The organism is Streptomyces sp. NPDC013187 (assembly GCF_042899705.1).
GTDB lineage: Bacteria > Actinomycetota > Actinomycetes > Streptomycetales > Streptomycetaceae > Streptomyces > Streptomyces hawaiiensis_A.
In genome coordinates, this window is record NZ_JBIBAF010000026.1 from 23,439 (window position 1) to 49,194 (window position 25,756).

The 25,756-nt window shown below is 71.6% G+C and carries 23 protein-coding genes; 10 read left to right on the forward strand and 13 right to left on the reverse strand.

The window, feature by feature from the left end:
• Nucleotides 1-11 precede the first annotated feature (11 nt).
• From ACFY5B_RS37215 to ACFY5B_RS37225, 3 genes are read right to left on the reverse strand one after another with little or no spacing between them, the layout of a single operon-like run.
• A complete protein-coding gene (locus tag ACFY5B_RS37215; RefSeq protein WP_389978897.1) occupies nt 12-758 on the reverse strand; it encodes a succinate dehydrogenase/fumarate reductase iron-sulfur subunit in 747 nt (248 codons plus the stop codon).
• On the reverse strand, nt 755-2,704 hold the full coding sequence (locus ACFY5B_RS37220) for a fumarate reductase/succinate dehydrogenase flavoprotein subunit (protein ID WP_389978900.1): 1,950 nt from the start codon (nt 2,702-2,704) through the stop codon (nt 755-757). The genes ACFY5B_RS37215 and ACFY5B_RS37220 overlap by 4 nt, the downstream gene beginning before the upstream one ends.
• 2 nt (nt 2,705-2,706) lie before the next feature.
• Nucleotides 2,707-3,414: a succinate dehydrogenase gene (locus ACFY5B_RS37225; protein ID WP_389978902.1), complete on the reverse strand. Its 708-nt coding sequence runs from the start codon at nt 3,412-3,414 to the stop codon at nt 2,707-2,709.
• A gap of 83 nt (nt 3,415-3,497) precedes the next feature.
• Between ACFY5B_RS37225 and ACFY5B_RS37230 the strand changes: the two genes are divergently transcribed.
• A complete protein-coding gene (locus ACFY5B_RS37230; protein WP_389978905.1) occupies nt 3,498-4,382 on the forward strand; it encodes a LysR family transcriptional regulator in 885 nt (294 codons plus the stop codon).
• Between the two features lie 125 nt (nt 4,383-4,507).
• On the opposite strand, the gene ACFY5B_RS37235 is transcribed toward ACFY5B_RS37230, so the two are convergent.
• The 4 genes from ACFY5B_RS37235 to ACFY5B_RS37250 all read right to left on the reverse strand — a co-directional run bounded on the left by ACFY5B_RS37235 (nt 4,508) and on the right by ACFY5B_RS37250 (nt 9,522).
• Nucleotides 4,508-6,652, reverse strand: a complete 2,145-nt coding sequence (locus tag ACFY5B_RS37235) for a putative bifunctional diguanylate cyclase/phosphodiesterase (RefSeq protein WP_389978907.1) — start codon at nt 6,650-6,652, stop codon at nt 4,508-4,510.
• Nucleotides 6,649-7,461, reverse strand: coding sequence for an SAM-dependent methyltransferase (locus ACFY5B_RS37240; RefSeq protein WP_389978910.1), 813 nt, complete (start codon nt 7,459-7,461; stop codon nt 6,649-6,651). The genes ACFY5B_RS37235 and ACFY5B_RS37240 overlap by 4 nt, the downstream gene beginning before the upstream one ends.
• 329 nt (nt 7,462-7,790) lie before the next feature.
• Nucleotides 7,791-8,780, reverse strand: coding sequence for an SCO0930 family lipoprotein (locus ACFY5B_RS37245; RefSeq protein ID WP_389978913.1), 990 nt, complete (start codon nt 8,778-8,780; stop codon nt 7,791-7,793).
• A gap of 292 nt (nt 8,781-9,072) precedes the next feature.
• Complete coding sequence (locus ACFY5B_RS37250) at nt 9,073-9,522, reverse strand: hypothetical protein (protein WP_389978916.1); 450 nt, start codon at nt 9,520-9,522, stop codon at nt 9,073-9,075.
• Between the two features lie 28 nt (nt 9,523-9,550).
• On the opposite strand from ACFY5B_RS37250, the gene ACFY5B_RS37255 reads away from it, so the two are divergent.
• The 3 genes from ACFY5B_RS37255 to ACFY5B_RS37265 all read left to right on the forward strand — a co-directional run bounded on the left by ACFY5B_RS37255 (nt 9,551) and on the right by ACFY5B_RS37265 (nt 11,223).
• Nucleotides 9,551-9,682: a hypothetical protein gene (locus tag ACFY5B_RS37255; RefSeq protein WP_389978919.1), complete on the forward strand. Its 132-nt coding sequence runs from the start codon at nt 9,551-9,553 to the stop codon at nt 9,680-9,682.
• A gap of 54 nt (nt 9,683-9,736) precedes the next feature.
• A complete protein-coding gene (locus ACFY5B_RS37260) occupies nt 9,737-10,471 on the forward strand; it encodes a DUF4239 domain-containing protein (RefSeq protein WP_389979029.1) in 735 nt (244 codons plus the stop codon).
• A 224-nt stretch (nt 10,472-10,695) separates the two neighbouring features.
• A complete protein-coding gene (locus ACFY5B_RS37265; protein ID WP_389978922.1) occupies nt 10,696-11,223 on the forward strand; it encodes a hypothetical protein in 528 nt (175 codons plus the stop codon).
• Between the two features lie 149 nt (nt 11,224-11,372).
• On the opposite strand, the gene ACFY5B_RS37270 is transcribed toward ACFY5B_RS37265, so the two are convergent.
• Nucleotides 11,373-11,894, reverse strand: a complete 522-nt coding sequence (locus ACFY5B_RS37270; RefSeq protein ID WP_389978925.1) for a hypothetical protein — start codon at nt 11,892-11,894, stop codon at nt 11,373-11,375.
• A 499-nt stretch (nt 11,895-12,393) separates the two neighbouring features.
• Here ACFY5B_RS37270 and ACFY5B_RS37275 point away from each other — a divergent pair, with 499 nt between their 5' ends.
• Nucleotides 12,394-13,062: a class F sortase gene (locus ACFY5B_RS37275; protein WP_389978928.1), complete on the forward strand. Its 669-nt coding sequence runs from the start codon at nt 12,394-12,396 to the stop codon at nt 13,060-13,062.
• A gap of 45 nt (nt 13,063-13,107) precedes the next feature.
• Here ACFY5B_RS37275 and ACFY5B_RS37280 read toward each other — a convergent pair whose 3' ends face one another.
• Both ACFY5B_RS37280 and lysX read right to left on the reverse strand, forming a co-directional pair.
• Nucleotides 13,108-13,953 carry a polysaccharide deacetylase family protein gene (locus ACFY5B_RS37280; protein WP_389978931.1) on the reverse strand — a complete coding sequence of 282 codons (846 nt, stop codon included), beginning with the start codon at nt 13,951-13,953 and terminating at the stop codon, nt 13,108-13,110.
• A gap of 89 nt (nt 13,954-14,042) precedes the next feature.
• Nucleotides 14,043-17,333: a bifunctional lysylphosphatidylglycerol synthetase/lysine--tRNA ligase LysX gene (gene lysX / locus ACFY5B_RS37285; protein WP_389978934.1), complete on the reverse strand. Its 3,291-nt coding sequence runs from the start codon at nt 17,331-17,333 to the stop codon at nt 14,043-14,045.
• Between the two features lie 138 nt (nt 17,334-17,471).
• Between lysX and ACFY5B_RS37290 the strand changes: the two genes are divergently transcribed.
• Nucleotides 17,472-17,933: a universal stress protein gene (locus ACFY5B_RS37290; protein ID WP_389978937.1), complete on the forward strand. Its 462-nt coding sequence runs from the start codon at nt 17,472-17,474 to the stop codon at nt 17,931-17,933.
• Nucleotides 17,934-17,963: 30 nt separating this feature from the next.
• On the opposite strand, the gene ACFY5B_RS37295 is transcribed toward ACFY5B_RS37290, so the two are convergent.
• Entirely contained in the window at nt 17,964-19,118 is a 1,155-nt protein-coding gene (locus tag ACFY5B_RS37295; protein WP_389978940.1) for a CapA family protein, read from the reverse strand.
• A 222-nt stretch (nt 19,119-19,340) separates the two neighbouring features.
• Here ACFY5B_RS37295 and ACFY5B_RS37300 point away from each other — a divergent pair, with 222 nt between their 5' ends.
• The 4 genes from ACFY5B_RS37300 to ACFY5B_RS37315 all read left to right on the forward strand — a co-directional run bounded on the left by ACFY5B_RS37300 (nt 19,341) and on the right by ACFY5B_RS37315 (nt 22,648).
• The gene (locus tag ACFY5B_RS37300) at nt 19,341-19,886 is read left to right on the forward strand and encodes a sigma-70 family RNA polymerase sigma factor (RefSeq protein WP_389978943.1); all 546 of its coding nucleotides are present in this window, start codon (nt 19,341-19,343) and stop codon (nt 19,884-19,886) included.
• 152 nt (nt 19,887-20,038) lie between these two features.
• Nucleotides 20,039-20,551, forward strand: coding sequence for a hypothetical protein (locus ACFY5B_RS37305; RefSeq protein WP_389978946.1), 513 nt, complete (start codon nt 20,039-20,041; stop codon nt 20,549-20,551).
• A 151-nt stretch (nt 20,552-20,702) separates the two neighbouring features.
• Nucleotides 20,703-21,359 (forward strand): zf-HC2 domain-containing protein, encoded by a 657-nt coding sequence (locus ACFY5B_RS37310; protein WP_389978949.1) that lies wholly within the window; start codon nt 20,703-20,705, stop codon nt 21,357-21,359.
• A gap of 110 nt (nt 21,360-21,469) precedes the next feature.
• The gene (locus ACFY5B_RS37315) at nt 21,470-22,648 is read left to right on the forward strand and encodes a PP2C family protein-serine/threonine phosphatase (protein ID WP_389978952.1); all 1,179 of its coding nucleotides are present in this window, start codon (nt 21,470-21,472) and stop codon (nt 22,646-22,648) included.
• Nucleotides 22,649-22,667: 19 nt separating this feature from the next.
• Here ACFY5B_RS37315 and ACFY5B_RS37320 read toward each other — a convergent pair whose 3' ends face one another.
• Both ACFY5B_RS37320 and ACFY5B_RS37325 read right to left on the reverse strand, forming a co-directional pair.
• Entirely contained in the window at nt 22,668-23,531 is an 864-nt protein-coding gene (locus ACFY5B_RS37320) for an Fpg/Nei family DNA glycosylase (RefSeq protein WP_389978955.1), read from the reverse strand.
• Nucleotides 23,532-23,553: 22 nt separating this feature from the next.
• Entirely contained in the window at nt 23,554-25,641 is a 2,088-nt protein-coding gene (locus ACFY5B_RS37325; protein ID WP_389978958.1) for a SpoIIE family protein phosphatase, read from the reverse strand.
• Nucleotides 25,642-25,756 lie beyond the last annotated feature (115 nt).

Genomic DNA, 25,756 nt, shown 5'->3' on the forward strand with positions numbered 1-25,756 from the left:
CCCCTGCGGCGCTACCGCTTCACCTTCCGCGCAGCCCGCAACCACTCCTTGTTCATGCTGGTGATGGACATGAGCGGAATCCCCTTCGGGCAGGCGGTGGCGCACTCCCCGGCGAGGGTGCAGCCTCCGAACCCCTCCTCGTCCATCTGTTCCACCATGTCCAGCACCCGCGTCTCCCGCTCGGGCGAGCCCTGCGGCAGCACGTTGAGATGGTTGATCTTGGCGGACGTGAACAGCATCGCCGCCCCGTTCGGGCAGGCCGCAACGCACGCCCCGCACCCGATGCACTCGGCGTGCTCGAAGGCGAGGTCGGCGTCCGGCTTCGGCACCGGCGTGGCGTGTGCCTCGGGGGCCGCCCCGGTCGGCGCGGTGATGTACCCGCCGGCCTGGATGATCCGGTCGAACGCCGACCGGTCCACGACCAAATCCTTGATCACCGGGAACGCGGACGCCCGCCACGGCTCGACGTCGATCGTGTCGCCGTCCTCGAACGACCGCATGTGCAGCTGGCAGGTGGTGGTCCGTTCGGGCCCGTGCGCGTCGCCGTTGATGACGAGCGAACACGCGCCGCAGATGCCCTCACGGCAGTCGTGGTCGAAGGCGACGGGGTCCTCGCCCTTGACGATGAGCTCCTCGTTGAGCGTGTCGAGCATCTCCAGGAACGACATGTCGGGTGAGATGCCGTCCACCTCGTACGTGGACATCGTGCCGTCGGCGTCGGCGTTGCGCTGCCGCCAGACGCGCAGGGTGAGCTTCATGCGTAGCTCCGCTGGGTGGGGTGGACGTACTCGAAGACCAGGTCTTCCTTGTGCAGGACGGGAGCCTCACCGGTGCCGGTGAACTCCCAGGCGGCCGCGTACCCGAACTCCTCGTCCCTGCGGGCGGCCTCGCCGTCGGGCGTCTGGGACTCCTCGCGGAAGTGGCCGCCGCAGGACTCCTCGCGGTGCAGCGCGTCGAGGCACATCAGCTCGGCGAGCTCCAGGTAGTCGACGACACGGTTGGCCTTTTCCAGCGACTGGTTGAACTCCTCGCCGGTGCCGGGGACCTTGATGCGCCGCCAGAACTCCTCGCGGATCTGCGGAATGCGCTCCAGCGCCTTGCGCAGTCCCGAGTCGGTGCGGGCCATGCCGCAGAACTCCCACATGAGTTCGCCGACCTCGCGGTGGAAGGAGTCGGGGGTGCGGTCGCCGTCGACGGACAGCAGCAGGTTGAGCCGGTCCTGGGTCTCGGCCAGCACCTCCTGGACGACGGGGTGTTCGTCGGTCACGGCGTCGTGGTGCGGGTTGCGGGCCAGGTAGTCGTTGATGGTCGAGGGGAGGACGAAGTAGCCGTCCGCGAGTCCCTGCATCAGCGCGGAGGCGCCGAGCCGGTTGGCGCCGTGGTCGGAGAAGTTGGCCTCGCCGATCGCGAACAGCCCGGGGACGGTGGTCTGGAGGTCGTAGTCGACCCACAGGCCGCCCATCGTGTAGTGCACGGCGGGGTAGATGCGCATCGGCACCTCGTACGGATCCTCGTCGGTGATCCGCTGGTACATGTCGAAGAGGTTGCCGTACTTGGCCTCGACGGCCCCCCGTCCCATGCGGGCGATGGCGTCGGCGAAGTCGAGGTAGACGCCCTGCCCGCCGGGGCCCACTCCCCTGCCCTCGTCGCAGACGTTCTTGGCGGCGCGGGAGGCGATGTCACGCGGGACGAGGTTGCCGAACGACGGGTAGATGCGCTCCAGGTAGTAGTCGCGCTCGTCCTCGGGGATCTCGTTCGGGGGCCGCCGGTCGCCCTTCGCCTTCGGCACCCAGATGCGGCCGTCGTTGCGCAGCGACTCGCTCATCAGCGTCAGCTTGGACTGGTGGTCGCCGGTGCGCGGGATGCAGGTGGGGTGGATCTGGGTGAAGCAGGGGTTGGCGAACAGGGCGCCGCGCCGGTGGGCCCGCCAGATGGCGGTGGCGTTGGAGTTCATGGCGTTCGTCGACAGGTAGAAGACGTTGCCGTAACCCCCGGAGGCGAGGACGACGGCGTCCGCGAAGTACGTGTCGACGCGCCCGGTGACGAGGTCCCGCGCCACGATGCCGCGTGCCCGTCCGTCGACGACGATCAGGTCGAGCATCTCGGTGCGCGGGTGCATCTCGACGTTCCCGGCGGCGATCTGCCGGCTGAGGGCCTGGTAGGCGCCGAGGAGAAGCTGCTGGCCCGTCTGGCCGCGGGCGTAGAACGTGCGCGACACCTGCACGCCGCCGAAGGACCGGGTGTCGAGCAGGCCGCCGTACTCACGGGCGAAGGGCACGCCCTGCGCGACGCACTGGTCGATGATCTCGACGGAGATCTGCGCGAGCCGGTGGACGTTGGACTCGCGGGCCCGGAAGTCGCCGCCCTTGACGGTGTCGTAGAACAGGCGGTGGACGGAGTCGCCGTCGTTGCGGTAGTTCTTCGCGGCGTTGATGCCGCCCTGCGCGGCGATGGAGTGGGCGCGGCGGGGCGAGTCCTGGTAGCAGAACTGGACGACGTGGTAGCCCTGTTCGGCGAGAGTGGCCCCGGCGGAGCCGCCGGCGAGGCCGGTGCCGACGACGATCACCGTGTGCTTGCGCCGGTTGGCGGGATTGACCAGCTTGGCCTCGAAGCGGCGCTTGTCCCAGCGCTCGTTGACCGGCCCGGCGGGGGCCTTGGTGTCGACGACCGGTTCGCCGGTCGTGTAGTCGGCGTAGGAAGTCATGTTCAGCTCACCACTCCGGTCATGACGCCCACGGGGACGGCGATGAAGCCGGCCGTGAGCAGCAGCGCGAGGATGTCGGCGACGGCCTTCAGGACGCGGTCGCGGGTGCGGCCGCCCACTCCCAGGGTCTGGGCCGCGCTCCAGAAGCCGTGCCGGACGTGCAGGCCGAGCGCGAGCATCGCGACGATGTAGACGACGTTGCCGTACCAGGTGGAGAAGGTGTCCACGACGTTCTGGTACGGGTAGCCCTCCTGGAAGCCGCCGGAGTGCACGGTGCCGGTCGTCAGGTCGAGGATGTGCCAGACGATGAACAGGCCGAGGATGATGCCGCCCCAGCGCATGGTGCGCGTGGCGTAGGAGGCCCGTGCCTTCTTGTGCACGTACTTGCTCGGCCGTGCCCTGATGTCGCGGCGACTGAGCTGGTACGCCGAGGTGGCGTGCGCGACGAGGGCGACGACCAGCACGATCCGGACGAGCCAGAGCGTCCACTCGTAGTGCATGAACGGCTCGCCGACGGTGCGCAGCCAATGGGCGTAGTGGTTGAACTCGTCCGCCCCGAAGAAGATCTTCAGGTTTCCGATCATGTGGACGACCAGGTACAGCAGCATGATCAGACCGCTGACCGCCATCACGGTCTTCTTGCCGACGGTGGAGTCCCACACGGTGCGTGCGAAGGACGGCCGCCGGTCCGTCCGCGTTGCCAGAGCCATGGAACAGCACGCTACGGATCCACGTCCGATCGGTCCAAGACATGGTCCGGCTTGACTCCATAGGCTGTGGCTATGGTAGGAGCATGCAGTTCCAGCAGCTCCAGTACTTCGTGGCCGTCGCCGAGACCCGGCACTTCACCCGGGCCGCCGATCTGGTCCATGTCGCCCAGCCGTCGCTGTCGCAGCAGATCAAGGCGCTGGAGCGGGAGTTGGGCGCGGACCTGTTCCTGCGTGCCCGGGGCAACATCACGCTCACGGACGCCGGGGAGGCGCTCCTCCCGCTGGCCCGCCGCATCCTGGCCGACGCGGACACGGCCCGGCACGAGGTGCAGGAACTGGTGCAGCTGCGCAGCGGCCGGGTACGGCTGGGCGCCACGCCGAGTGTGTGCACGGGCCTGCTGCCGGACGTGCTGCGGGCCTTCCACGACCGCTACCCCGGGGTGCGGCTGCTGATCGAGGAGGGCGGCTCTCACGATCTGGTACGGGAGCTGGCCCGCGGGGCGCTGGATCTGGCGCTGGTGGTGCTGCCGCTGCCGACTCCGTCACCGGCGCTGACCACGGTGGAGCTGCTGCGGGAGGATCTTGTCGTGGTCTCCTCGCCGGATGCCCCGCGTCCGGGCCGGGGGCGCCGCACCGTGCGGGTCTCCGACCTGGAGGGTGAGCGGCTGGTGATGTTCCGGCACGGGTACGACCTGCGGGAGCTGACCGTGGCCGCGTGTCGTGCGGAGGGGTTCGAACCCGACTTCGCCGTGGAGGGCGGGGAGATGGACGCGGTGCTGGGGTTCGTGCGAGCCGGGCTGGGGGTCGCCGTGGTGCCGCGGATGGTGGCGGCGAGGTCCGGGCGCGGGCTGCGGGTGACTCCGCTGGCCCGGCCCGGACTGCATCGCGTGATCGCGCTGGCGCATCGTAGTGATGTGGCTCCGCCTCGGGCCGCTCGGGAGTTGCAGCGGATGCTGCTCGAGCGGTGAGGCGGTTTCAGAAGCGCCGTTGGGTGTGAGCGCCGTTCGAGGGTGCCGGTCGACCGTGGCTGGTCGCGCCCACGCGGCGGAGCCGCATACCGAATACAGCCCCGCCCCTTGAAGGCGTTACCCCCCTAGCCCGTTGCGTCGACCAGAGCCAGCTCGTGCAGGCGCTCCGGTGGGCCCGGCCTCGCGTAGTACCAGCCCTGGGCCGTGTCGCAGCCGAGTATGCGCAGCTGGTCGGCCTGGGCTCCCGTCTCCACACCTTCCACCGTCACCGCCAGGTCCAGGCTGTGGGCCAGGGAGACGATGCCCTCGACGATCTTCAGGTCGACGGGGTCCGCCGGGAACTGCTGCATGCTCTGGGTGAAGGACCGGTCCAGCTTCAGGATGCTGACCGGCAGCCGGCGCAGGTTGGCGAGGTTGGAGTAGCCCGTCCCGAAGTCGTCCAGGGCGATGTCGACACCCATCTCCGCCAGCCGCCGCAGCGGCTTGAGCAGATCGTCGTCCGCCCCGATCAGCGCCGACTCCGTGACCTCCAGGCACAGCGCGTCCGGCTCGACGCCCGTGCGCTCCAGGATGTCGACCGTGTCCTGCACCAGCCCGGGATGCGTCAACTGGCACGGCGACAGGTTCACGTTGATCCGCAGCGGCCCCACGGCCTCGGCGCCGCCCTGCAGTTCCCGCCACTCGCGCGCCTGGAGCACCGACTGCTCCAGCACCCACCGGCCCAGCGGCACGATCAGGCCGGTGTGCTCCGCGAGCGGGATGAACCGGTCCGGGCCGAGCACCCCGTGCTGCGGGTGCAGCCAGCGCACCAGGGCCTCGGCGCCCCGGACACTGCCGTCGCCGAGATGCACCAGCGGCTGGTACTCGATGAAGAACTCGCCCCGCTCCAGAGCGGTCGGCAGCGCCGTGGTCAGCCCGTGGCGCGTGATGGCCCGGGCGTCCGCCTCCGGATCGGCGAGTTCGAAGCGGTTGCCGCCCGCCGACTTGGCCCGGTACATGGTGATGTCCGCGCTGCGCAGCACCTCCGCCGGGCTGCGCTCCCCGGCGGGGCCCTCGACGATGCCGATGCTGCCGCGCACGGTGAGTTCCCGGCCGTCCACACTGATCGGCGCCAGCAGGGCGTTCATGATGCGCCCGGCGAGCTCGTCGACGCCACGCTGGGTGTCGGGCCCGGTGGTCAGCGCCACGAACTCGTCACCGCCGAGCCGGGCGACCATCTCGCCCGGTGCCGTGGCGCAGGACTGCAGCCGGTCGGCGACCTCCACCAGCAGCCGGTCGCCGGCCGCGTGGCCGAGGCTGTCGTTGATGGTCTTGAAACCGTCGAGGTCCAGGTAGCACAGCCCGAACCGCTGGCCTTCCCCGGCGCCCAGGGCCTTCTCCAGGCGCTCGAAGAAGAACGTGCGGTTCGGCAGCCCGGTGAGCGCGTCGTGCGTGGCCTCGTAGCGCAGCCGCAGGTTGAGCAGCCGCCGCTCGGTGGTGTCCTCCATGAGGGCGAGCTGGTACTGCGGATCGCCGTCGGCGTCGCGCAGCAGGGAGACGGTCAGGTTGGTCCACAGGACGGTTCCGTCGGGGCGGTAGAACGCCTTCTCCAGGTGGTAGTGCTCCCGTTCGCCCCGCACGAGTTCGTCGTAGAGCCGCCAGGTCTGCGGAGCGTCGTCGGGATGGGTCCACTCCCGGACGTTGCGGCTGCGCAGAGTCTGCTCGGAGACCCCGAACATGCGCAGCAGCGCGCCGTTGACCTGCAGTATGTTGCCTTCGAGGTCGGCCATGCCGATTCCTATGGCCGCGCCCTCGAAGACGGCGCGGAAACGCGCCTCGCTCGCGTGCAGGGCCTGCGCCACCACGCCCTGCGCCTGGAGGGCGGCCTGCGCGATGGCCTCCTGCTCGGCCAGGGTCCGCTCGCGCAGGGCCCGGGCGAAACCGGCCGCCATCGCGTGCTGGAGCCGCGCGCACCGGGCCCGCAGGTCCTCCTGGTCGCCGCCGTCCCCGCAGTACAGGACCAGGTACGCGTCGACGCAGTCCAGGGTGCGGCTGAGCGCCTCCGGATCGGTGCAGTGCACGTTGACCAGGGCGGCTCCGACCGCCCTGCCCGCCTCGGAGTCGAAGGTCCGGGCCAGCAGTGCCTCGCTCAGCCGCCGCGCCTGGGGCAGCAGTTGCGCCTCGAACTCGGTCCGGGTCGACGACGTCGAGGTCACCGGGAAGACCGCCCGGCTCCAGATCGTCGCGAACCGGCGCAGTCTGTCCTCCGGCCCGTCCGGTTCCGCGGTCACGCCGTACGCCCCACGCCCGCGAACCCGGAGAACGCGTACGGATCCTCGTCCTCCGGTGAGGTGTCGGGCCGCCAGCGCGGCATCGCCACCAGTCCGGGTTCCACCATGTCGTACCCCTCGAAGAACCGCGCGATCTCGTCGCGCGAGCGCATGATCAGCGGGTTGCGGATGTCCTTGTACACGTCCACCGCGCCCCCGGCCCGCTCCGGCGGCAGCGGGACCCCCTCGTAGGAAGCGTGGGTGAGCACGAGGAGGCTGCCCGGGGCGAGCGCCTCGCCCAGTTCGGCCACGGCCCCGTACGGGTCGTCCTCGTCTTCCACGAAGTGCAGTATGGCAACGAGGAGCAGCGCCACTGGCTGATTCAGGTCGATCAGCCGCTCCACCTCGGGGCTGCGCAGGATCTCCTGGGGCTTGCGCAGGTCCGCGGCGACGACTCCCGTGTCCTCGTTGCCCTCCAGGACCGCCTGGCTGTGCGCCACGGCCACCGGGTCGTGGTCGACGTACACCACGCGGGCGCCGGGACGGGCGGCCTGCGCCTCCTCGTGCACATTGCCGAAGGTGGGGATGCCGGAGCCGATGTCGAGGAACTGGGAGATGCCCTGGTCGGCCGCGTAGCGCACGGCGCGGCGCATGAACGCGCGGTTCGCCTGCATGATCTTGGGAAGTCCCGGCATGAACTCCATGGCCCTGCGGGCCGCTTCCCGGTCGACTTCGAAGTTGTGCGATCCGCCCAGGTAGTAGTCGTACATCCGGGAAACGCTGGGCACCGAGATGTCGATGCTCCGTGGGGCCCAGGCGGGACGCTCCATCTATCTCTCCAAGGCGTAGGCGATCCGGTGTTCGAGCAGAGGCTACTGATCGCCCGCCAATGGAGCGACCCGAAACGGAAATTGACCATCCGTTCCCGGTCACTGCCTGCGGCACGTGCCGAATTGATACCCCTGCGCATGCCCTTCGAACACATGACGAACAGTGCCCGGGGCATTCCGGAGAGTTCCGGTCCGAGGAGGAAGAGGGTCAGGAAGTCGATGAGTTCAGGTGAGGCACGGCAAAGCGGTCCACCCCTCCGTGTGGCACGGAGGGGTGGACCGGGTCTGCGCTTCGGGTGGACGAGAGGATCGACCCTGGGGAGGTTTCCCTACTTCTCCGAGGCGCCGACCAGCTTTCCGTCGGGCCGGACGGCGTACCAGGTGCCGCCCACGCCCTGGCCGTTGGTGTCGCCGGGAGCCTTGTCGCCGGCGAACGTGTAGATGGGCGAGCAGTTGATCGTCTGCTGCTGACCCTCGCCGTCGGTACGGTCGAAGATCATGTAGCCCTTCTTCTGGATGCCCTTGGTGTCGGCGAAGTCGACGGGCTCCACGAGTGGCCACTTGGCCAGGCACTCACCGGTGCAGTTGGAGACCGGCTTGGGCCAGGCCTCGTCCTTCTTGAACCGGTAGACGGTCATGCCGTTCTTGTCGACGACGATCTCGCCGAGCTTGGGGTCCTTGCGCGTGGACAGCCCCGCCTGGACCGCTTCGCCGCCGCCCTCCGCACCGGCCCCGGCACCCCCCTGCGCCTTCTTGCCGTCGGGGGCGAGCGCGTACCACTTGCCACCCACACCCTGGCCCTTGACGTCACCGGCGTTGACGTCCTTGGCGTAGCGGTAGGCGGGCCAGCCGCCGACCGTGAGCTGCTTGGTGCCGTCGGCCCGGGTGACCGAGCCGAGCAGCGCCTTGTCGATGCCCTCGCCGGCCTCGGCGTCGTCCGCGGGCACCGGCGGCCAGGTCTTGGCGCAGTCGCCGTCGCAGTTCGACTTGGGCGGCTGCTCGGTGTCCTGGTCGAACCGGTACAGGGTGAGGCCGAGACTGTCGGTGACCACCTTGCCGACCTTCTCGGCGGTGGAGACGGACAGCTTGCCGGCGGGGTTGGACGGGCTGGAGGCGCTGGGCGCGGCCGGCTGACCGGTCGCGGCGCCGCCCGCAGCGCCCGCGGTGCCCGAGCCGATGCTTCCGTAGTCCCCGGGCGCGGCCGTGGCGCCCACGTTCTGGCTGGCCGCCGGTGGGCTGTCCTGACCGCACGCCGTCGTCAGCGCCAGGACCGCCGCGGCGCTCGCCACGAGTGAGGCGCTCCGCCAGGAGGTCTTCATCGTCAACTCCCCATAATCGCAAGGGTGTTGCAGCGCCCTGCTGCGCCGCCGCACGGTCATGAGTACGCATGGGGGCGGCCATTGTGTTCAACCGTCGGCCAAATTTCTTTCCGGAACCTGTGACGACTGCCGCGATTCGTCGCACACGAGTGCATCTCGAGCTCCCTGCGGGCGACCCCAGATCAAACCGATGATGCCCGGATTTCCCTCTTTCGGGGCAATCCCCTTGCACTCGGACCCGTCCGGGCGGCACAGGGCTCATGATCTTCGTCGTGCATGGACCCCTTTCGACTCAACCCGCCCGTGCGGCACGGGCCTTGGCGGCGGCGACGCTGACCTGGGCGCTCGTGGGCGCACCGGCCGGGGTCGCGGTGGCCGACGCCTGCGCGTACGCCTCGACGGGGCCGGACGGCACCGAGGCGGTGGCGTACGCGGGCAGCAAGAAGACGTGGCCGTGCCCGACGCCCACGCCGACCCCCTCCCCGACGCCGACGCCGACGCCGACTCCACCGCCGCCTGAGCCGACGCCACCGCCGAAGCCGACGCCGGACCCGCCGCCCCCACCGAAGCCCCCACCCCCGAAGCCGACCCCCACGGCCAGGCCCGAGCCGCCGCCGGCCCCGGCACCGCCTACGCCACGCCCGGCACCACCCCCGCCGCGGCCGGCCCCGAGGCCCGTGCCACCGGCGCCCCCTCCCCCCGCACCGGAACCCGCTCCCACGCCGTCGGCGCCGTCGGCCACCCCGGCGCCCGCCCCGTCCGCGACGCCCGTGCACTACCCGCGCTACCGCGCCGCACCGCCGCGGCCACGGCGGGCGAACGGCGCGCTGTCGCCGCTGACCTTCGTCCTGCTCGTCACGGTGCCCGCGGTGGTGGCCGTCGCCGCGCTGCGCGCGCGCTGATCCCTGAAGCCCTGGAGGTACCTCTTGCCGGAATGGCTTGTTCTCACCCTCGCGATGCTGGCCGCCTGTGCCGTGGTGGTCGTCATCACCGTCGTACGCCACCGCGCGGCCCCCGAGGACGAGGACCCCAGTGAGACCCCGGACGTCATCGAGTACATGACGATGTGGATCGGTGTGGTCTACGCCATCGTCCTGGGCCTGGCGATCGCCGGTGTCTGGGAGGGGCGCAGCGCCGCACAGGACCACGTCCAGGCCGAGGCGACCGCGCTGCACGAGATCTCGGAGCGGGTGCGGGTCTATCCGGCCGAGGAACGCGACCGCATCCGGGACGACATCCGGACGTACGTGAGCCATGTCGTGACCACCGAGTGGGACACCATGGCCGACAAGGGCGAGGTCACCGGGCGCGGTACCGAGCTCTTCGAGCGGATCCGCCAGGACGTCACCGACTACCAGCCGGCGACGGACTTCGAGGCCCAGGCCTACCAGCCGCTGCTGGACCAGGTGACCGCGGCCGACCAGGCCCGCATCGCCCGGGCCGAGTCGACCGGGGAGACGATGCCGGGCGTGGTGTGGTTCGGGCTGATCGCCGGGGCCGTCATCACCATCGGGATGATCTTCGCGCTGCAGATCCGCAGAACGACACGCGAACTGGTCCTCGCCGGGCTGTTCTCGGCGCTGATCGCCTTCCTGCTGTTCCTGATCTGGGACTTCGACTCGCCCTACAGCAGGGGCGTGACCGCCTCGGCCGATCCGTTCCTGAACCTCTTCCCGGGCGTCGGCGACTGACGGCACCCGCAGCACGGGTCCCGGCCGGGGGGCGCGCGACACGCCGTCGTCGTCCCCCGGCCGCCCGGGCGGTGTTCCCCCGGGCGGCGCACAGCCGTGCCCCATTCGCGCTACTGCGATCGCGGTATCGCGCGCGTCTTCTTAGCGTTTCGGGCATCGAGGTGCATGTGTGACGTGAGCGGAACAGGTCCGCGGCTGCTCCTCGGGGACCCGGAGGATTCACCATGCGCGCGATATGCCTCGCCTCTGCCGTACTGCTGGGTGCCGGCGCCCTCACCTCCTGCGTGCCCGCCGCCGACGCGGCGAACCGGACCGACTTCGGCTTCAACGTCCTGCCCTCCACCGTGAGGGCGGGGGGTGAGATCACCCTGCACGTCACGCGCAACCGGGCATGCCGGGGGGAGGCGGCGGTCGACTCACCGGCCTTCGACCCGGTCACCATCCCACCGGACGAGTCCTGGACGACGGTGGTCGTCGACTGGGACGCCAAGCCCGGCGCCGTCTACGAGGTCGAGTTCGAGTGTGACGGGTCGAGCGGCATCGCGCGTCTGACGATCGCGGGCGGCCGGCCGACGCACCACCCCGCCCGTCACCCGACGCGCCACCCGAACAAGGGTGTGCACGCCGGTGAGGGCGGCACCCTCGCCGGCTTCGACCTCAAGGAGATCGGTCTGGGCGCCGCACTGATCGCCGGGTCGCTCGGCGTCGCCTACCACTTCTCGCGCCGCCGCACCGACGGGGACGCCGGCTGACCCCGCAGCCGCACCGACGGGACGCCGGCGCCCCTTCCCGCGGTAGGCCTTCGCCCCGGCTCCCTTGAGAGGGAGCCGGGGCGAAACGCGTCCACGTGCGAGGCGGCGACTCGTCGAGGAAGCGGCACGACCACGACGAGGCGCCCGTGTCAGATGCGCCGCTCGGTCCTGCGGCGCATCCAGAACACACCGCCGCCGACCACCGCCGCGGCCACGAGACCGCCGCCGATGGCCATGTCCGTCGGGGTCGCCCCGGTGGTGCTGCTGCCGCCGATGCCGCCGCGGACACCGCCGATGACGGTGAAGGCGTGCGGCTTGGTCATCCGCCTGCCGTTGCAGTCGACCGTGATGTCGTACGAGCCGGGGCGGGCGTTGTTGTTGATGATGGCGGTGCCCCGCGCGGTCCCGCTGCCGGCGCCGCCCCGGTCGCCCTCGTTGCCCTTGCCGCCGCCGCCGACCGGCGAGAGCCGCGTCGGTGAGAACGCGTTGGACGTCGCCGTGCCGCCGCCCCGGCAGCCGTCGACCGTGATGGTCAGCTGGCCGCCGGGGGCGATCACACTGGGCAGGGCGGTGATGTTGCTCGGCGTGTCCCACGCGACGGCCGCGGGGGCGGAGAGGCCGAGGGCGGCGACCGCTGCGCCGGCGACCGCCAGGGCACGAGTGTTACGCATGTGAACCTCCGCGGAAGACGCCCCGGGACCCGTCCCCGGTCGATCGGCGAGAAAGCGCCTCCCAGAAAGACAGTCAGTTGCCCTGCCGCAAGCCGCATTTCGGGACTGGTCCGTACCGGTGAGAGAAGGCGGTGCGGGTGCAGCGTCCATTCGGATATCGCCGCAGGTCACGGTCCGTCAGAAATTTCCTCGCGACGGCAACTCGGATGGCTCACCTCATCTCCTGCGAGCCGCTCCCGCCCTGGTGCTCGCCCTGCGCGCCGGGCTTCCGGGAGCCCCGGAATTCGGCCCGTGCCCGGCGCCGCGCCAAAGCTCGCAGCCCCGTCCGTGCCCGGCGCCGCTCCAGCCCTCGCAGCCCCGGCCGTGCCCGGCGCCGTACCTGCCCTCGCGGCCCCGGCCACCCGTTCGCCGTCGCCCCGTCGCCGGTTTCCCGCACGCCACTTAGCGTGTCGCTATGCGCGATGGACACGGCGACGGCCGCGTCGAGAGGGGATGGCGAATGTCTGCGTCCGAGCTGGCTCAGGCGGAAGAGGAGGCGCGGCCCAGGAAACGCGCCCCGTGGGGCGTGATAGCGCTGGTTCTGCTGACCGGCCTCGCTCTCATCCGGAACGGTTCGGGAGAGTTCGACGAGGGCCCGCCACAGCCGGCCAGTGCGGCCGCGGCGGACAGCAGGGTGCCCGGAGGAACCTTCGCGGGAAGTGTCCGGCCCTTGCCCTACGCCCTCCCCGACCGGGTCAGGATCCCGGCGATCCAGGTCGACGCGCCGATCATCCCGGTGGGCCTGGACGCGGACGGCTGGGTCGGCGCGCCCCCGCCGGAGGATCCCAACCTGGCCGGCTGGTTCACCGGTGCCGTCACCCCCGGCGAGAAGGGCACCGCGGTCGTGGTCGGCCATGTCGACAACCAGCAGGGTCCCGCCGTGTTCTACGGCCTCGGGGCACTGCGGAAGGGACATCGCGTCGAGGTCGCCCGGCAGGACGGAAAGACCGCCGAGTTCGAGATCTACGGCGTCGAGGTGTTCGAGAAGAACAACTTCCCCGGCGACCGTGTCTACGCTTCCAAGGGGGCGCCGGAGCTGCGGGTCATCACCTGCGGCGGTGGTTTCTCCGCGCAGGAAGGCTATGCGGGGAATGTCGTCGCCTTCGCCCGCCTGGTCGCGGTGCGCTGAGCGCTCGCGGCACGGCGGGCGAAGGCCCGGAGGCGTCGGCGTCCTTCACGCGTAGTGCCGCGGGGGCACGGTGACGTGGTAGCCGGAGTCCAGCAGTTCGGGCAGATAGCGCCGCAGGGCCCGCACGCTCTGCGACCGGTCGCCGCCGGCGTCGTGCGAGAGCACCACGACGCCGGGTGCGGCGCCGCGCTCGACCCGGTCGGCGATGGACCGGACTCCGGGGGTGGTCCAGTCGAGGGTGTCGACCGTCCAGCCGAGGGGTTCCATGCCGAGTTCGGCGCCGAGCCGGAAGGCGGTGCGGTTCCAGGCGCCGTAGGGTGCCCGGAACCACTCGGGGCGCTCCCCGCAGGCGTCCTCGATGGCGTCGCTGGTGCGTTCCATCTCGGAGCGGATCTGCCGTCGGGTGAGGCGGGTGAGCAGGGGGTGGGACCAGGTGTGGTTCCCCACGACATGGCCCTCGTCGGCCATCCGGGCCAGCAGGTTCCTGCCGCCGGCGACCATCCCGCCGCACACGAAGAACATCGCCCGCACGTCGTACTCGGCCAGGGTGTCCAGGATGTGCGGGGTGTAGCGGGGATCGGGGCCGTCGTCGAAGGTGAGCACCATGATGCGGCCACGGCCGGAGACGCGCAGCGGCGCCTCGCGGTGAACCAGGGTCCGGCGGGGTGCGGCGCGCGGCGGGCCGTAGCCGGTCAGGGGCTGCAGCCGGTACGCGGAGGACTTGACGAGGCGGCGGGCCTGGGGGCCCGAGGCGGGGGTGGAGGTGCCGGGTCCGTCCCCGGTGACGGCCGTGACCACTCCGGCCGTCGCGGCCGCTCCCACGGCGCCGGCGCCCGCGATCAACGCGTGGCGCCTGGTGAACAGCCGGGTGGGCAACTGATCCTTCTTCATGACTCATGAGTCGCCCGGCGGAAGGCCGACGCACACGAGCAACACCGGTGCGGCGGCACACATTCACCCGTTCGGCCGACACGGGTGGGTCAGCGGTGACGCACCAGCGGGAAGGGCAGGGTCTCGCGGATGGTGAGTCCGGTGAGGAACATGACCAGCCGGTCGACGCCGACGCCGAGGCCGCCGGTGGGGGGCATGGCGTATTCGAGGGCGTCGAGGAAGTCCTCGTCGAGTTCCATCGCCTCGGGGTCGCCTCCGGCGGCGAGCAGGGACTGGGCGGTGAGGCGGCGGCGCTGCTCGACGGGGTCGGTGAGTTCCGAGTAGGCGGTGCCGAGCTCGGTCCCGAAGGCGACGAGGTCCCAGCGTTCGGCGAGTCGCGGGTCGGTGCGGTGCTGCCGGGTGAGCGGGGAGACGTCGGTCGGGAAGTCCTTGTAGAAGGTGGGCAACCCGGTCCGCTCCTCCACCAGCCGCTCGTACATCTCCAGGACGATGTCGCCGTGACCGTCGTCGGCGACGTACGGCACGCCGGCACCGTCGCACAGCCGCTTGAGGGTTTCGATGCCGGTGCCGGGGTGGATCTCCTCGCCGAGGGCCTCGCTGATCGCGCCGTAGACGGTCTTGACGGGCCACTGCCCGGAGATGTCGTACTCCTTGCCGTCCTTGTGGGCGACGGGCTTGCCGAAGGCGGCGGTGGCGGCGCCCTGGATCAGTTCGCGGACGAGGTCGAGCATCACGTCGTAGTCGGCGTACGCCTGGTAGGCCTCCAGGATCGTGAACTCGGGGTTGTGCTTGTAGTCCGTGCCCTCGTTGCGGAAGGTGCGGCCCATTTCGAAGACCTTCTCCACGCCGCCCACGCACAGCCGCTTGAGGTACAGCTCGGGGGCGATGCGCAGATAGAGGTCGAGGTCGTAGGCGTTGATGTGGGTGGTGAAGGGCCGGGCGTTGGCGCCGCCGTGGATCTGCTGGAGCACCGGCGTCTCGACCTCCAGGTAGCCACGTGCGAGCAGGCCCTGGCGCACGGCCTGGACGGCGGTGGAGCGGGCGCGGACCACGTCACGGGCGGCGGGGCTGGCGGCCAGGTCGAGGTAGCGCATGCGGACCTTCGCCTCGGGGTCGGCCAGGCCGCGGCGCTTGTCGGGCAGCGGACGCAGGCACTTGCCGGTGAGCTGCCAGGACGTGACGAAGACGGTCGGTTCGCCCTTGTCGCTGACGCCGGCGTGTCCGGTGGCGGTGATGTGGTCGCCGATGTCGGTGTCGGCGGTGAAGCGGTCCAGGGCGGGGCCGGAGCGGTCGCGGGTCAGGGCGAGTTGGTGGTCGCCGGACCAGTCGCGCAGGACGACGAAGACGATGCCGCCGAAGTCGCGGACCAGCATGATCCGGCCGGCGACGGTGACCTCCTCGCCGCGCCGGACCTCGGCGAGGGTGTGGGTGCGGGCCGGGATGCCCACCGGGTAGGGGTCGGTGCCGTCGGCGCGCAGCCGGTCGAGCTTGCGGTGCCGGACGCGGACCTGGTCGGACAGGCCGGAGAGGGGGTCGGCGGGCTCGGTCCCGTCCCCTCCGGCGAGGCCGAGCGCCGCCAACGACGGCAGCCCCTCCGTGGTGGCGGGCCGCTGCCAGCCCTTCGGGTGCCCTTTTCCCTTGCCCCACAACGTGCGCATCGACGGTACGGAGACGAAGCCCTCGGCGATGCCGGAGGCGAGGCCGACCCGGGCGAGGGAGGCGGCCTCCGCGTAGCAGAGGAAACGGGGGTACCACTCGGGGTGGTACTTGGCGTTGGAGCGGTACAGGGCCTCCAGTTGCCACCACTTGGAGAAGAACAGCAGCAGGCGGCGCCAGAGGCGGAGCACCGGCCCGGCACCGATGCGGGCGCCCTCCTCGAACACGGAGCGGAACACGGCGAAGTTCAGCGAGACCTTGCGTACGCCCAGCTTCGGTGCGACGGCGCACAGTTCGGCGACCATGAACTCCATGACGCCGTTGGGGGCGGTGCGGTCACGGCGCATCAGGTCCAGGGAGACGCCGTCCTTGCCCCAGGGCACGAAGGACTGGATGGCGAGGAGCCGGCCGTCCTGGGAGAGAGCCTCGGCGAGGAGGCAGTCGCCGTCGGCCGGGTCGCCGAGGCGGTCCAGGGCCATGGAGAAGCCGCGCTCGGTCTCGGTGTCGCGCCAGGCGTCGGCGCGTTCGACGAGCTGCCGCATCTCCTCCTCGGAGAGGGTGGAGTGGCGGCGGACCCGGCAGGTGACTCCGCTGCGGCGGATCCGGTTGACGGCCTGGCGGGTGACGCGCATGTCGCGGCCGTCGAGGTCGAAGTCGAGGACGTGCAGGATCGCCTCGTCGCCGAGCTGGAGCGCGCCGAGGCCCGCGCGGACGAAGGCCCGGGCGCCCTCCTCGGAGGCGCCCATCACGGCCGGAACCCAGGCGTAGCGGCGGGCCACGTCCTGCCAGGCGGCGATCGCGTGCGGCCAGGCCTCCCGGTCGCCCACCGGGTCGCCGCTGGCCAGGCACACCCCGGCCTCGACGCGGTAGGTGACGGCGGCCTTGCCGCTGGGTGAGAAGACGGCGGCCTTGTCGCGGCGGGTGGCGAAGTAGCCGAGGGAGTCCTGGTCTCCGTAGCGGCCGAGGAGAGCGCGGATGCGGGTCTCCTCGTCGTCGTGCAGGGCGGCTTTCAGGCGCTGTGAGCGGAACAGGGTTGCGGCGGCGTTCAGCAGGGCGAGCGCGCCGAACAGGCCGAGCAGGAAGTACAGGGCGTGCGGCGGGCGGCCGTCGAAGGAGCCGGAGGGCACCAGGCCGCCGCAGACCCGGTTCGCGGCCCAGGCGAGCCGCTCGCTGCTGGGCAGGCTGCCCGGGAACGCCTCGACCAAGGCCCAGCCGACCATGATCGCCACGACGAGACCGGCCACCAGGACGGCCAGGGCCCGGCGTACGGCGGCGCGGCGGGAGGCGGCGTAGAACTCCTTGCGGGCGTAGATCAGCAGGATCAGGGCGAGGCCGCACACCACGAAGGAGGGGACGGACTCGACGAACTCGCCGACGGCCATGCCGAGGACGTCGGTCAGGACCAGCAGGCCCAGGTAGACGACGACCAGCCACCAGGCGATCTTCTTGCGGGCGCCGGTCGCGGCGGCGAGCAGGAACAGGAAGACCGCATAGGCGAGGTTGGCGCTGACCGGGACGAGCAGCAGGTCCAGGAAGTGGACCAGGGGGCGCAGCCCGGTACGCAGCGGAGGGATCAGGGCCAGCAGGGCGCAGAGCAGACCGAGGGCGCCGAAGAAGACCGCGAAGCCCTGGGGCACCCGGCTCAGGAAACCGTGCGCCCGGTGGGGCGGCCGTATCGCTTCGGAGGTGTCCTCGGCCGTCCCGGTGTCCGCGATGACGCTCATGCTTTCGACTCTAGGAACACCCGCGCCTTGTCGCCCCTCGAGCGCTCCCGCCCCGTGCGGCACAGCAAGCCCGGGCGTCACCCGCCGGTCCCCGTCCCGCCCGGCAGCCGGACCTGGGGGTTCCGATAGCCTCGCGGCGTGACGGAACAGCACTCCCATCAGTTCGAGCGGGGCACGGACGGGCCGAAGGTGATCGTGGCCGGGGTGGACGGCTCCGACTCCTCCTTGCGGGCCGCGGCCTACGCGGCCGGTCTGGCCCGCCGGCAGCACGCGCTGCTCGCCGTGGTGTACGTGCAGCCGGTGCTGGCGGCGGGTGCGGCGCTGGGAGCGCCGGTGGCCGGGACGACGGACGAGATCGCCGAGGACCTGGTGGCGCAGATCCGCGACGCGGCCGAGCGGCTCAAGGGGATGTGCGAGGTCCGCTGGGAGTTCCACACGTTCCGCGGCGACCCGTACAACGGCCTCGTGACGGCCGCCGACGAACTCAAGGCGGACGCGGTGGTCGTGGGCGCCTCGGAGCAGACGGGCCACCGCATCGTCGGCTCGGTGGCGGTACGCCTGGTGAAGGCGGGCCGGTGGCCGGTGACGGTGGTGCCGTAGGGCGCCACCGTCACCGGTGACGTCGGGGCGCTACTCCCCCATCACCAGTCCGTCCTCGGCCGCGCCGCGGCTGAGGACGACGTCGCGGATGCGGTCGCGGACGGCTCGGACGTCGGCGCCCTGGGCGAGCGCCCGGTTGAGGTTCACAACCCGGCCGGCGTCGACGTCGAAGAGCTGGGGGACGAACTCCGCCTTCGTCACCTTCCAGCGCTCTCCCGCCCGTGCGGGCGGGGCGAAGGTGAAGCGGCCGAGGGTGGACTGGTTGCCGCGCGGATCCTTGGCGCCCTGGTGATTGGTCATCTCGCCGGCGATCTGGTCTCCCATGCCGTAGATCACCCAGGTGCCGTTGACCTTCTCGTAGGCCTGCGGGACGTGCGCGTGGGTGCCGAGGATCAGGTCGATGTCGGGGCGGCCGCCGGTGCGCGTGGCGGTGAGGCTCCTGGCCAGGGTCAGCTGCCGGTCGTCGGGGGCGTCCTGCCATTCGGTGCCCCAGTGCAGGGAGACCACGACCACGTCGGCGCCGGCCCGGCGCGCGGCCCGGGCGTCCTCGACGATCCTCGCCTCGTCGGTGAGGTTGACGGCCCAGGGCTGCCCGGCCGGGAGCGGCATGCCGTTGGTGTCGTAGGTGTAGGCGAGGTGGGCGACCTCGGCCGGGCCGGCCTCGAGGACCGTCACCGTGCGGGCCTCCTCCTCGGTGCGTGCCGAGCCTGCGTGCCGGACGCCCGCGCGGTCGAGGGTGTCGAGCGTGCGGCGGATACCGGCGGCGCCGTCGTCGAGGGTGTGGTTGGAGGCGGTGGAGCAGCCGTCGTAGCCGGTTTCGGCCAGGGCCCGGGCCACCTCGGGCGGGGACTTGAACGTCGGGTAGCCGGTGTAGACGCCGTTCGCGCCGTAGACGGTCTCCATGTGACACAGGGAAACGTCGGCGCGGGAGACGACGGAGCGGATGCCCGCGAGCATCGGCCGGAAGTCGTAGCCGGTGCCGCCGGCGTCGAAGCGGGCCCGGTCGATGATCGTGCTGTGCGGGAGGACGTCACCGGAGGCGACCAGTGTGAATCCGCGCTGCCCGGCGGCGACCGGTGCCGGGCGTCCGCGGCCGGACTCGTCGTGGCCGCGGGCCTGGCATGCGGCGCCTGCGGCGAGGACGACGGTCAGGGCCAGGGCGATCTGTCGACTGCGTGTGAGCATGCATTCACCCCACTGTGGGCGTTGTGGTCATATTTACGCACCATCAGGAAAGAAGGCTCCTGGTGTCCCACGCGTCTCCGACACGCTCATCAGCCCGTCCGGCACCCGCATGGCCGGGTGCCACGACCGTTCGTCGAACCGTTCGTCGACGCGATCGACCGTCCGTCGCACAGCCGGGTACGTGCCCTGTGCCCGGGCCACGCCCTGCGGTGGCATACGGCCATGACGGCCGGATCCACTCTCACGAACGGAACGACCGCCGAGCACGAGCTCGCCGCACTGCAGCGGGAGCACGGCCGGCCCCTCTTCGCGCTGCTGCTGCGGCTCTGCGACGGCGACCGGCAGCGCGCCGAGGACCTGGTCCAGGAGACGCTGGTGCGTGCCTGGCAGCACCCCGAGGCCCTGCGCGCCGACGACTTCGACTCGGTGAGGCCCTGGCTGATGACCGTCGCGCGGCGGCTCGCGATCGACGCCCGGCGGGCCCGCCAGGCCCGTCCGCCCGAGGTCGGGGACGCGGTGCTGGAGAACGCGCGGGTCATCTCCGACCACGCCGAGCGGGCGGCGGCGATGCTGGATGTCCGCGAGGCTGTGAAGACACTCACTCCGCAGCACCGTGAAGTCCTGGTGCTCGTGTATTTCCAGGGGGCGAGTGTGGCGGAAGCCGCGACGGCCCTCGGGATTCCGCCCGGTACCGTGAAGTCCCGCGCGTACTACGCGCTGCGTGCCCTGCGCAGTGTGCTACCGGGATACGCCGCCGACCTGCGATGAAACCAATGAGTGGGTCAAGCCTCCGTAAAGCGCCTTGCCGATGACCCCGGTTGAGTAATCGGCTGTTCCCATCCGTGTTCCGGAGGGGGCCGTCAGCGCCCTCGGGGCCCGGTGTCGGGCGACGCGCACGTACCGGAGGAAGGCAGGAAGGGATGCTGGACGAAGAGCAGGGGAGCACGGGCGGTGCCGACGGCGAACTGACCGTCCCCATGGCGTGGTTGTACGCCGAGTACATCGCCGACGAGCTGCTGCGGACCGGCGATCTGATGCCGCCGACATCCTTCGAGTTCCGTGCCGGGCGGGATGCCCTGGCGCTGACCATCTTCCTGTCCGACACCGACGGGGAGCTGTCCGGCATCCGGGTCGTCACGCAGCTGGAGACGTGGCTGTCGCTGACCGCGTACGACCAGCCGTGGCAGGAGTGGGTGCGCGAGCGGCTGGCCGAGCTCGCCGCGGGCGCCGCGCGCTCGGGCGGCCCCGCACCGGACCTGGACCTCGCGGAGGAGGCCTGGCGCTGGCTGCAGGAGACGGAACTGCTCGCGCCCGATCTGAACGCGGTACCGGGCGGCGCTCCGGTGGTCGGGGAGGACGAGGGGCCGAAGGTCTGGACGCCCGCCTGGCAGCTCGGACTGCCGCTGGGACACCTCGCGATCCATCTTTTTTAGATTTCTGCGGCCCCGGACCAATCCGGGAGCCGGAGGGCTCCGAATCCTTTGGTTGCGATTGTGTCACCGGCTTGAGTGATTCAGCTGCCTGGTCCGTACCGGTGGGAGCAAGGAGTAACCCCACCCGCACCCAACGGCACGAGGATTCGGCATGAGGTCCCTGGAGAGGCATCGCGACGTCGCGGCCTACGCGCTCGGCGTGCTGGACGAGGCGGAGGCCTTCCGCTTCGAGGACCACCTCATGGAGTGCCCTCGGTGCGCTGCAGAGGTGACGGAATTCGGCCCGACCACACGGCAGTTGATGCTGTACCGGCGGTCGACGCCACGGTTCGTGCACCCGCTGGCGCAGCCCGGGCCGCGCATGCTGGACGGGCTGCTGGCCGAGGTGGCGACCCGGCGCCGGGCCGGACGCAGACGTCTGCTGTTCGCACTGGCCGCCTCGGTCGTCTTCGCGGCGTCGGTCCCCGGCATCGCGATGATGGCCGAGGGCGACACCGAGGAGCAGCCCCGGACCGTCGCGGCGACCGACACCCGGACGGGGGTGTGGGCACAGGTCACGACGGAGGAAGAGGCCTCGGGCAGCCAGGTCGAGCTGAAGGTCAAGGACGGCTCGGGTACGCGCGCCTGCCACCTGGTGATCATCGGACGCGACGGCACCGAGGAGACCGCCACCAGCTGGCACGGGCCCGGCCACGACGACCGCCCCAACACGATGATGGCCAGTTCCTCCCTGCATCCGCAGGACATCGCCCGCTACGAGATCCGCTCGGCGGCCGGCGAGGTCCTGTGGAGGATCCAGCCGAGCTGACGGTCCGCCCGCCCCGGTCGCCGGGCGCCGGGCGCGCCCCGGTGTGAGACTGCTGGACGACGCACCCGGAGGATCGCCGGGTGCCGGCGGTCCCGGCGAGGGGAGGCGAGGTGACGGGAGAGACCGGGGACGGCCGCTTGGAGGACTTCCTCGCCGACCCGGAGAACGCGACCCTGGACCTGCCCACCGCGGCGGCCCGCTGCACCGAGGCCCTCGGTCTCCAGGGCTCCGTGGTCTACCTCTCCGACATCCAGCAGCGCCGGCTGGTACCCCTCACCGACGCGGCCTCCCCCCTGCTCGTCGACGGCTCACTCGCGGGCTGGACCTACCGCACCCAGTCCCTGCGCGTGGCGGTGTCCGAGGAGGGCGGCATGAGGGCCTGGATCCCGCTCGTGGACGGCGCCGAACGCCTGGGCGTCATCGCGGTCGACTCCCCCGCGCTCACACCGGACGTGCTGCGCCGCGCCCGCGCCCTCGCCAAGCTGCTCGCCATGATGATCACGTCCGCGCGGGCGTACCAGGACTCCTTCGTACGGCGTCTGCGCACCCGGCCGATGCGTCTGCCCGCCGAGATGCTGCGGGCCTTCCTCCCGCCCCGGACGATCGGCACCTCACATGTCGTGTCGACGGCCGTGCTGGAGCCCGCCTACGAGCTCGGCGGCGACGCCTTCGACCACTCCCTGACGGAGACGACGCTGCACGTCGCGGTCCTCGACGCCATGGGGCACAACCTGGCGTCCGGGCTGACCACGGCCGTGTCACTCGCCGCGTGCCGCAACGCCCGGCGGACCGGGGCTGATCTGCCCGAGCTGGTGGAGAGCGTCGACGACGCCCTGTCGCAGTGGCTCCCGGACCAGTTCTGCACGGGCGTCCTGGCCCAGCTGGACCTGGCTTCGGGGATGCTGCGGTGGGTCAACTGCGGGCACCCCACCCCGCTGCTCATCCGTGACCGGCGGCCGCTCGTCGACGCCATGCGGCGCGAGGCGGAGCCACCGATGGGGATGCCGTCCCTGCTGACCGGGGGGAGGCGGGAGACGCACGAGATCGCGCTGAAACCCGGCGACCGGGTGCTGATGTACACCGACGGGGTCACGGAGGCCAGGGCCGTCGACGGCGCGCTGTTCGGGCTCGACCAGTTCGCCGACTACATCATCGGGGCGACGGCCGCGGGCGAGCTGCCGTCCGAGACGCTGCGACGGCTCATCCACTCCATCCTGGACTCGCCGACGAGCCGGCTGCGGGACGATGCGACCATCCTGATGTTCGAGTGGTCACCGCCCTCCCGGTGACCACGGGCCCCGGCCCGGGTCACTTCAGCAGCCGGGACATCCTGCGGTCCGCCAGCGGCTTGCCGCCCGTCTGGCAGGTCGGGCAGTACTGCAGCGAGGAGTCGGCGAAGGACACCTCACGGATGGTGTCGCCGCACGCCGGGCAGGCCTCCCCGGTGCGGCCGTGGACGCGCAGCCCGCTCTTCTTCTCGGCCTTGAGCCGCCCGGCCGCCACGCCCCGGGAGCGCTCCACCGCCCCCGTGAGCGTGTCGCGCAGGGCCGCGTACAGCCGCCCGGTCTCCTCCTCGCTCAGGGACGCCGCCAGTTTGAAGGGCGACATCTTCGCCACGTGCAGGATCTCGTCGCTGTAGGCGTTGCCCACGCCCGCGATCAGACTCTGGTCGCGCAACGCGCCCTTGAGCTGCCGCCGTTCACCGGCCAGGAGTTCCGCGAGGCGCCGCTCGTCGAAGTCGTCGGCGAGCGGGTCCGGGCCCAGCCGGGCCACGCCCGGGACCTCCTGCGGGTCGCCCACGACGTACACCGCGAGCCGCTTCTGGGTGCCGGCCTCGGTCAGGTCGAACCCGGCGCCGGTCTCCAGGGCCACGCGCAGCGCGAGGGGGCCCTTGCCCGGGCGGGGCGGACCGTCGGGGAGGCGGTCCTTCCAGTGCAGCCAGCCCGCCCGGGCCAGGTGCGTCACGAGGTGCGGGCCGTCAGCGGTCGCGAGGTCGAGGAACTTGCCGTACCGGCGTACGGCGGCGACCTCCTGGCCCTCCAGCGCGGACAGGGGAGGGTCGTACGTCTTCAGGACGCTGATCGCGACGGGCAGCACCCGTACGATCTCGTGGCCGACGAGGTGCTCGGTCAGGAAGTCCTTGAGCGCCTCGACCTCGGGGAGTTCCGGCATAGGTCCAGAGTGCCACGCGGGGTCAGTCCCGGCCGGGCACCACGAACTCGCACCACACGGCCTTGCCGCCGCCCCGGGCCTCCACGCCCCACACGTCCGTCAGCAGCTCGACCAGGAGCAGGCCCCGCCCGGAGACGCCCGACTCGCCCGCCTCGCGTCGGCGCGGCAGGGCGCTGGAGGAGTCCTCGACCTCGACGCGCAGTCGGCGCTCGGAGCCGGTGAAGGCCCGCAGGGTGACGACCGCGGAGCCCTCGGTGTGCATCAGGGCGTTGGTGATCAGCTCGTCGGCGACCAGTTCGATCTCGTCGGCGCGATCGCCCGCTCCCCAGGCGGCGACCGCGGTGCGGATCATGTGCCGGGTCTCGGCGAGGGCCCCGGGGTCGCCGGGTGCCACGCGCCGCTGGAGCCGGCGGCCGGACTGCGGGCCCTCGGGTCCGCGCCGGCGCAGCAGGAGCAAGGCCACGTCGTCGTCGCCGCCGCGCTCGGCGGCCACGTCGATGAGCCGCTCGGCGAGGTCCCGCACGTCGTCGGGGCCGGTGGCGACGAGCGCGCCCAGGGTGCGCATGCCGTCGTCGAGGTCGGCGCCGGGCTGCTCCACCAGACCGTCGGTGCACAGCAGCAGGGTGTCGCCGGGGTCCAGCTCCATGGTGGTCACGGGGTACTCCAGGCGGCCGAACTCGGCGGAGAGGCCGAGCGGCAGCCCGCCGGGCACGGGGACGCGGCGGCAGGAGCCGTCGGGGTGGCGCACCAGCGGATCGATGTGGCCGGCCCGGACCATCTGGAGCACGCCGGTGGACAGGTCGGCCTCCGCGTAGAGGCAGGTCGCGGAGCGGTCGGTGTCGAGTTCGTGCAGGAAGACGGAGGCCCGGGCCATCACGGTGGCCGGGGGGTGTCCCTCGGCGGCGTAGGCGCGCAGCACGATGCGCAACTGGCCCATGACGGCGGCCGCGTGCGTGTCGTGGCCCTGGACGTCGCCGATGACGGCGCCGACCCGGCCGCCGGGCAGCGGGATCAGGTCGTACCAGTCGCCGCCGATGTCCCGGCCCACGGAGCCGCCGATGGTGGCGGCGCGGTAGCGCACGGCCACGTCGGCGCCGGGCACGCTCGGGATGCTCCGGGGCAGCATCGCCTGCTGGAGGCCCTGCGCGAGGTCCATCTCCTGTTCGTAGAACATGGCTCGCTGCAGGCTCTGCGCGATGCTGCTGCCGAGGGCGACGAGGATGTTGCGCTCCTCGGACGTGAAGCCGTGACGGTCGCTGTAGAGCAGGCCCATGGCACCGATCGGCCGGGCCTGGACGATGAGCGGCAGATAGGCGGCCGAGGTGATGTCGAGGCCGGTGATGTGCGGCCACAGGACCGGATAGCGCTCGGCGAACTCCTCCGGCGACTCGATGAAGCACGGGCCGAGGGTGCGGACGGCCTCGCTCATCGGATAGGGCTCGTCGATCCGGGTGACGCGGGTGCCGGGCACGAAGCTGCCCGAGGGGCCCTCGGCGACCAGGCGGATGCGGCCGGCCTCGACCAGGCCCATGACGAGACTGGTGGCGCCCAGGTGGACCAGGCCGTGGGTGTCCTTGAGGACGTCGATGACGTCCTGGACGGTGCGGGCGTGGGCGAGGGCGGCCGTGGTGAGTTCGACGACGCTGGTCTGCTGCCTGCGGGCCTCGTCCTGGGCGGCCTGGTCGCGGCGGGCGTCGATCTCGCCGAGTTCCTGGGTGGCGTCCCGGATGATGCCGATGATGCGGCGGGGGCGCCCGGTGTCGTCGCGCCGGATGTAGCCCTGGGTGTGGGTCCAGCGCAGGCTGCCGTCGCGGCGGCGGATGCGGAAGTAGGCGCCGTAGTTCTCGCTGCCGTCCTTCAGCGCCTGCGAGACCGCGGTGTCCAGGCGGCGGGACTCGTCGGGCGGGACGCGCTTGGCGAGGGTCTCGGGATGATCGTCGTACTCGTCGGAGCGCACGTCGAAGACCTCGTGGGCCTGGGCGTCCATCTGCATCAGGCCGGTGTCCAGATCCCAGTCGAAGCTGCCCATCCGGTTGAGCGCGAGAATCGGGTCCGGGTGGGCGGGCCAGTCGTCCGGGAGGGACAGGGCTCTCGCTCCCCGATCAACCATGGGCCCACCTTGCCAGGATTCGTCCGATTCTTCGACCGGATGTGCCGAGTGTACGAGCCGCTGCGCCGGAACGGCCCTCAGTTACTGAAGACGCCCGAGGGGCCGCCGGGGATGC

Coding starts and splice junctions, on each gene's coding strand:
- ACFY5B_RS37240 (WP_389978910.1), bottom strand. CDS start 7,461: ATGGAGCGTCCCGCCTGGGCCCCACGGAGCATCGACATCTCGGTGCCC.
- ACFY5B_RS37295 (WP_389978940.1), bottom strand. CDS start 19,118: ATGCTCACACGCAGTCGACAGATCGCCCTGGCCCTGACCGTCGTCCTC.
- ACFY5B_RS37245 (WP_389978913.1), bottom strand. CDS start 8,780: ATGAAGACCTCCTGGCGGAGCGCCTCACTCGTGGCGAGCGCCGCGGCG.
- ACFY5B_RS37275 (WP_389978928.1), top strand. CDS start 12,394: ATGTCTGCGTCCGAGCTGGCTCAGGCGGAAGAGGAGGCGCGGCCCAGG.
- ACFY5B_RS37320 (WP_389978955.1), bottom strand. CDS start 23,531: ATGCCGGAACTCCCCGAGGTCGAGGCGCTCAAGGACTTCCTGACCGAG.
- ACFY5B_RS37260 (WP_389979029.1), top strand. CDS start 9,737: ATGCTGGCCGCCTGTGCCGTGGTGGTCGTCATCACCGTCGTACGCCAC.
- ACFY5B_RS37280 (WP_389978931.1), bottom strand. CDS start 13,953: ATGAAGAAGGATCAGTTGCCCACCCGGCTGTTCACCAGGCGCCACGCG.
- ACFY5B_RS37270 (WP_389978925.1), bottom strand. CDS start 11,894: ATGCGTAACACTCGTGCCCTGGCGGTCGCCGGCGCAGCGGTCGCCGCC.
- ACFY5B_RS37215 (WP_389978897.1), bottom strand. CDS start 758: ATGAAGCTCACCCTGCGCGTCTGGCGGCAGCGCAACGCCGACGCCGAC.
- ACFY5B_RS37305 (WP_389978946.1), top strand. CDS start 20,039: ATGCTGGACGAAGAGCAGGGGAGCACGGGCGGTGCCGACGGCGAACTG.
- ACFY5B_RS37265 (WP_389978922.1), top strand. CDS start 10,696: ATGCGCGCGATATGCCTCGCCTCTGCCGTACTGCTGGGTGCCGGCGCC.
- ACFY5B_RS37220 (WP_389978900.1), bottom strand. CDS start 2,704: ATGACTTCCTACGCCGACTACACGACCGGCGAACCGGTCGTCGACACC.
- ACFY5B_RS37325 (WP_389978958.1), bottom strand. CDS start 25,641: ATGGTTGATCGGGGAGCGAGAGCCCTGTCCCTCCCGGACGACTGGCCC.
- lysX (WP_389978934.1), bottom strand. CDS start 17,333: ATGAGCGTCATCGCGGACACCGGGACGGCCGAGGACACCTCCGAAGCG.
- ACFY5B_RS37230 (WP_389978905.1), top strand. CDS start 3,498: ATGCAGTTCCAGCAGCTCCAGTACTTCGTGGCCGTCGCCGAGACCCGG.
- ACFY5B_RS37225 (WP_389978902.1), bottom strand. CDS start 3,414: ATGGCTCTGGCAACGCGGACGGACCGGCGGCCGTCCTTCGCACGCACC.
- ACFY5B_RS37310 (WP_389978949.1), top strand. CDS start 20,703: ATGAGGTCCCTGGAGAGGCATCGCGACGTCGCGGCCTACGCGCTCGGC.
- ACFY5B_RS37300 (WP_389978943.1), top strand. CDS start 19,341: ATGACGGCCGGATCCACTCTCACGAACGGAACGACCGCCGAGCACGAG.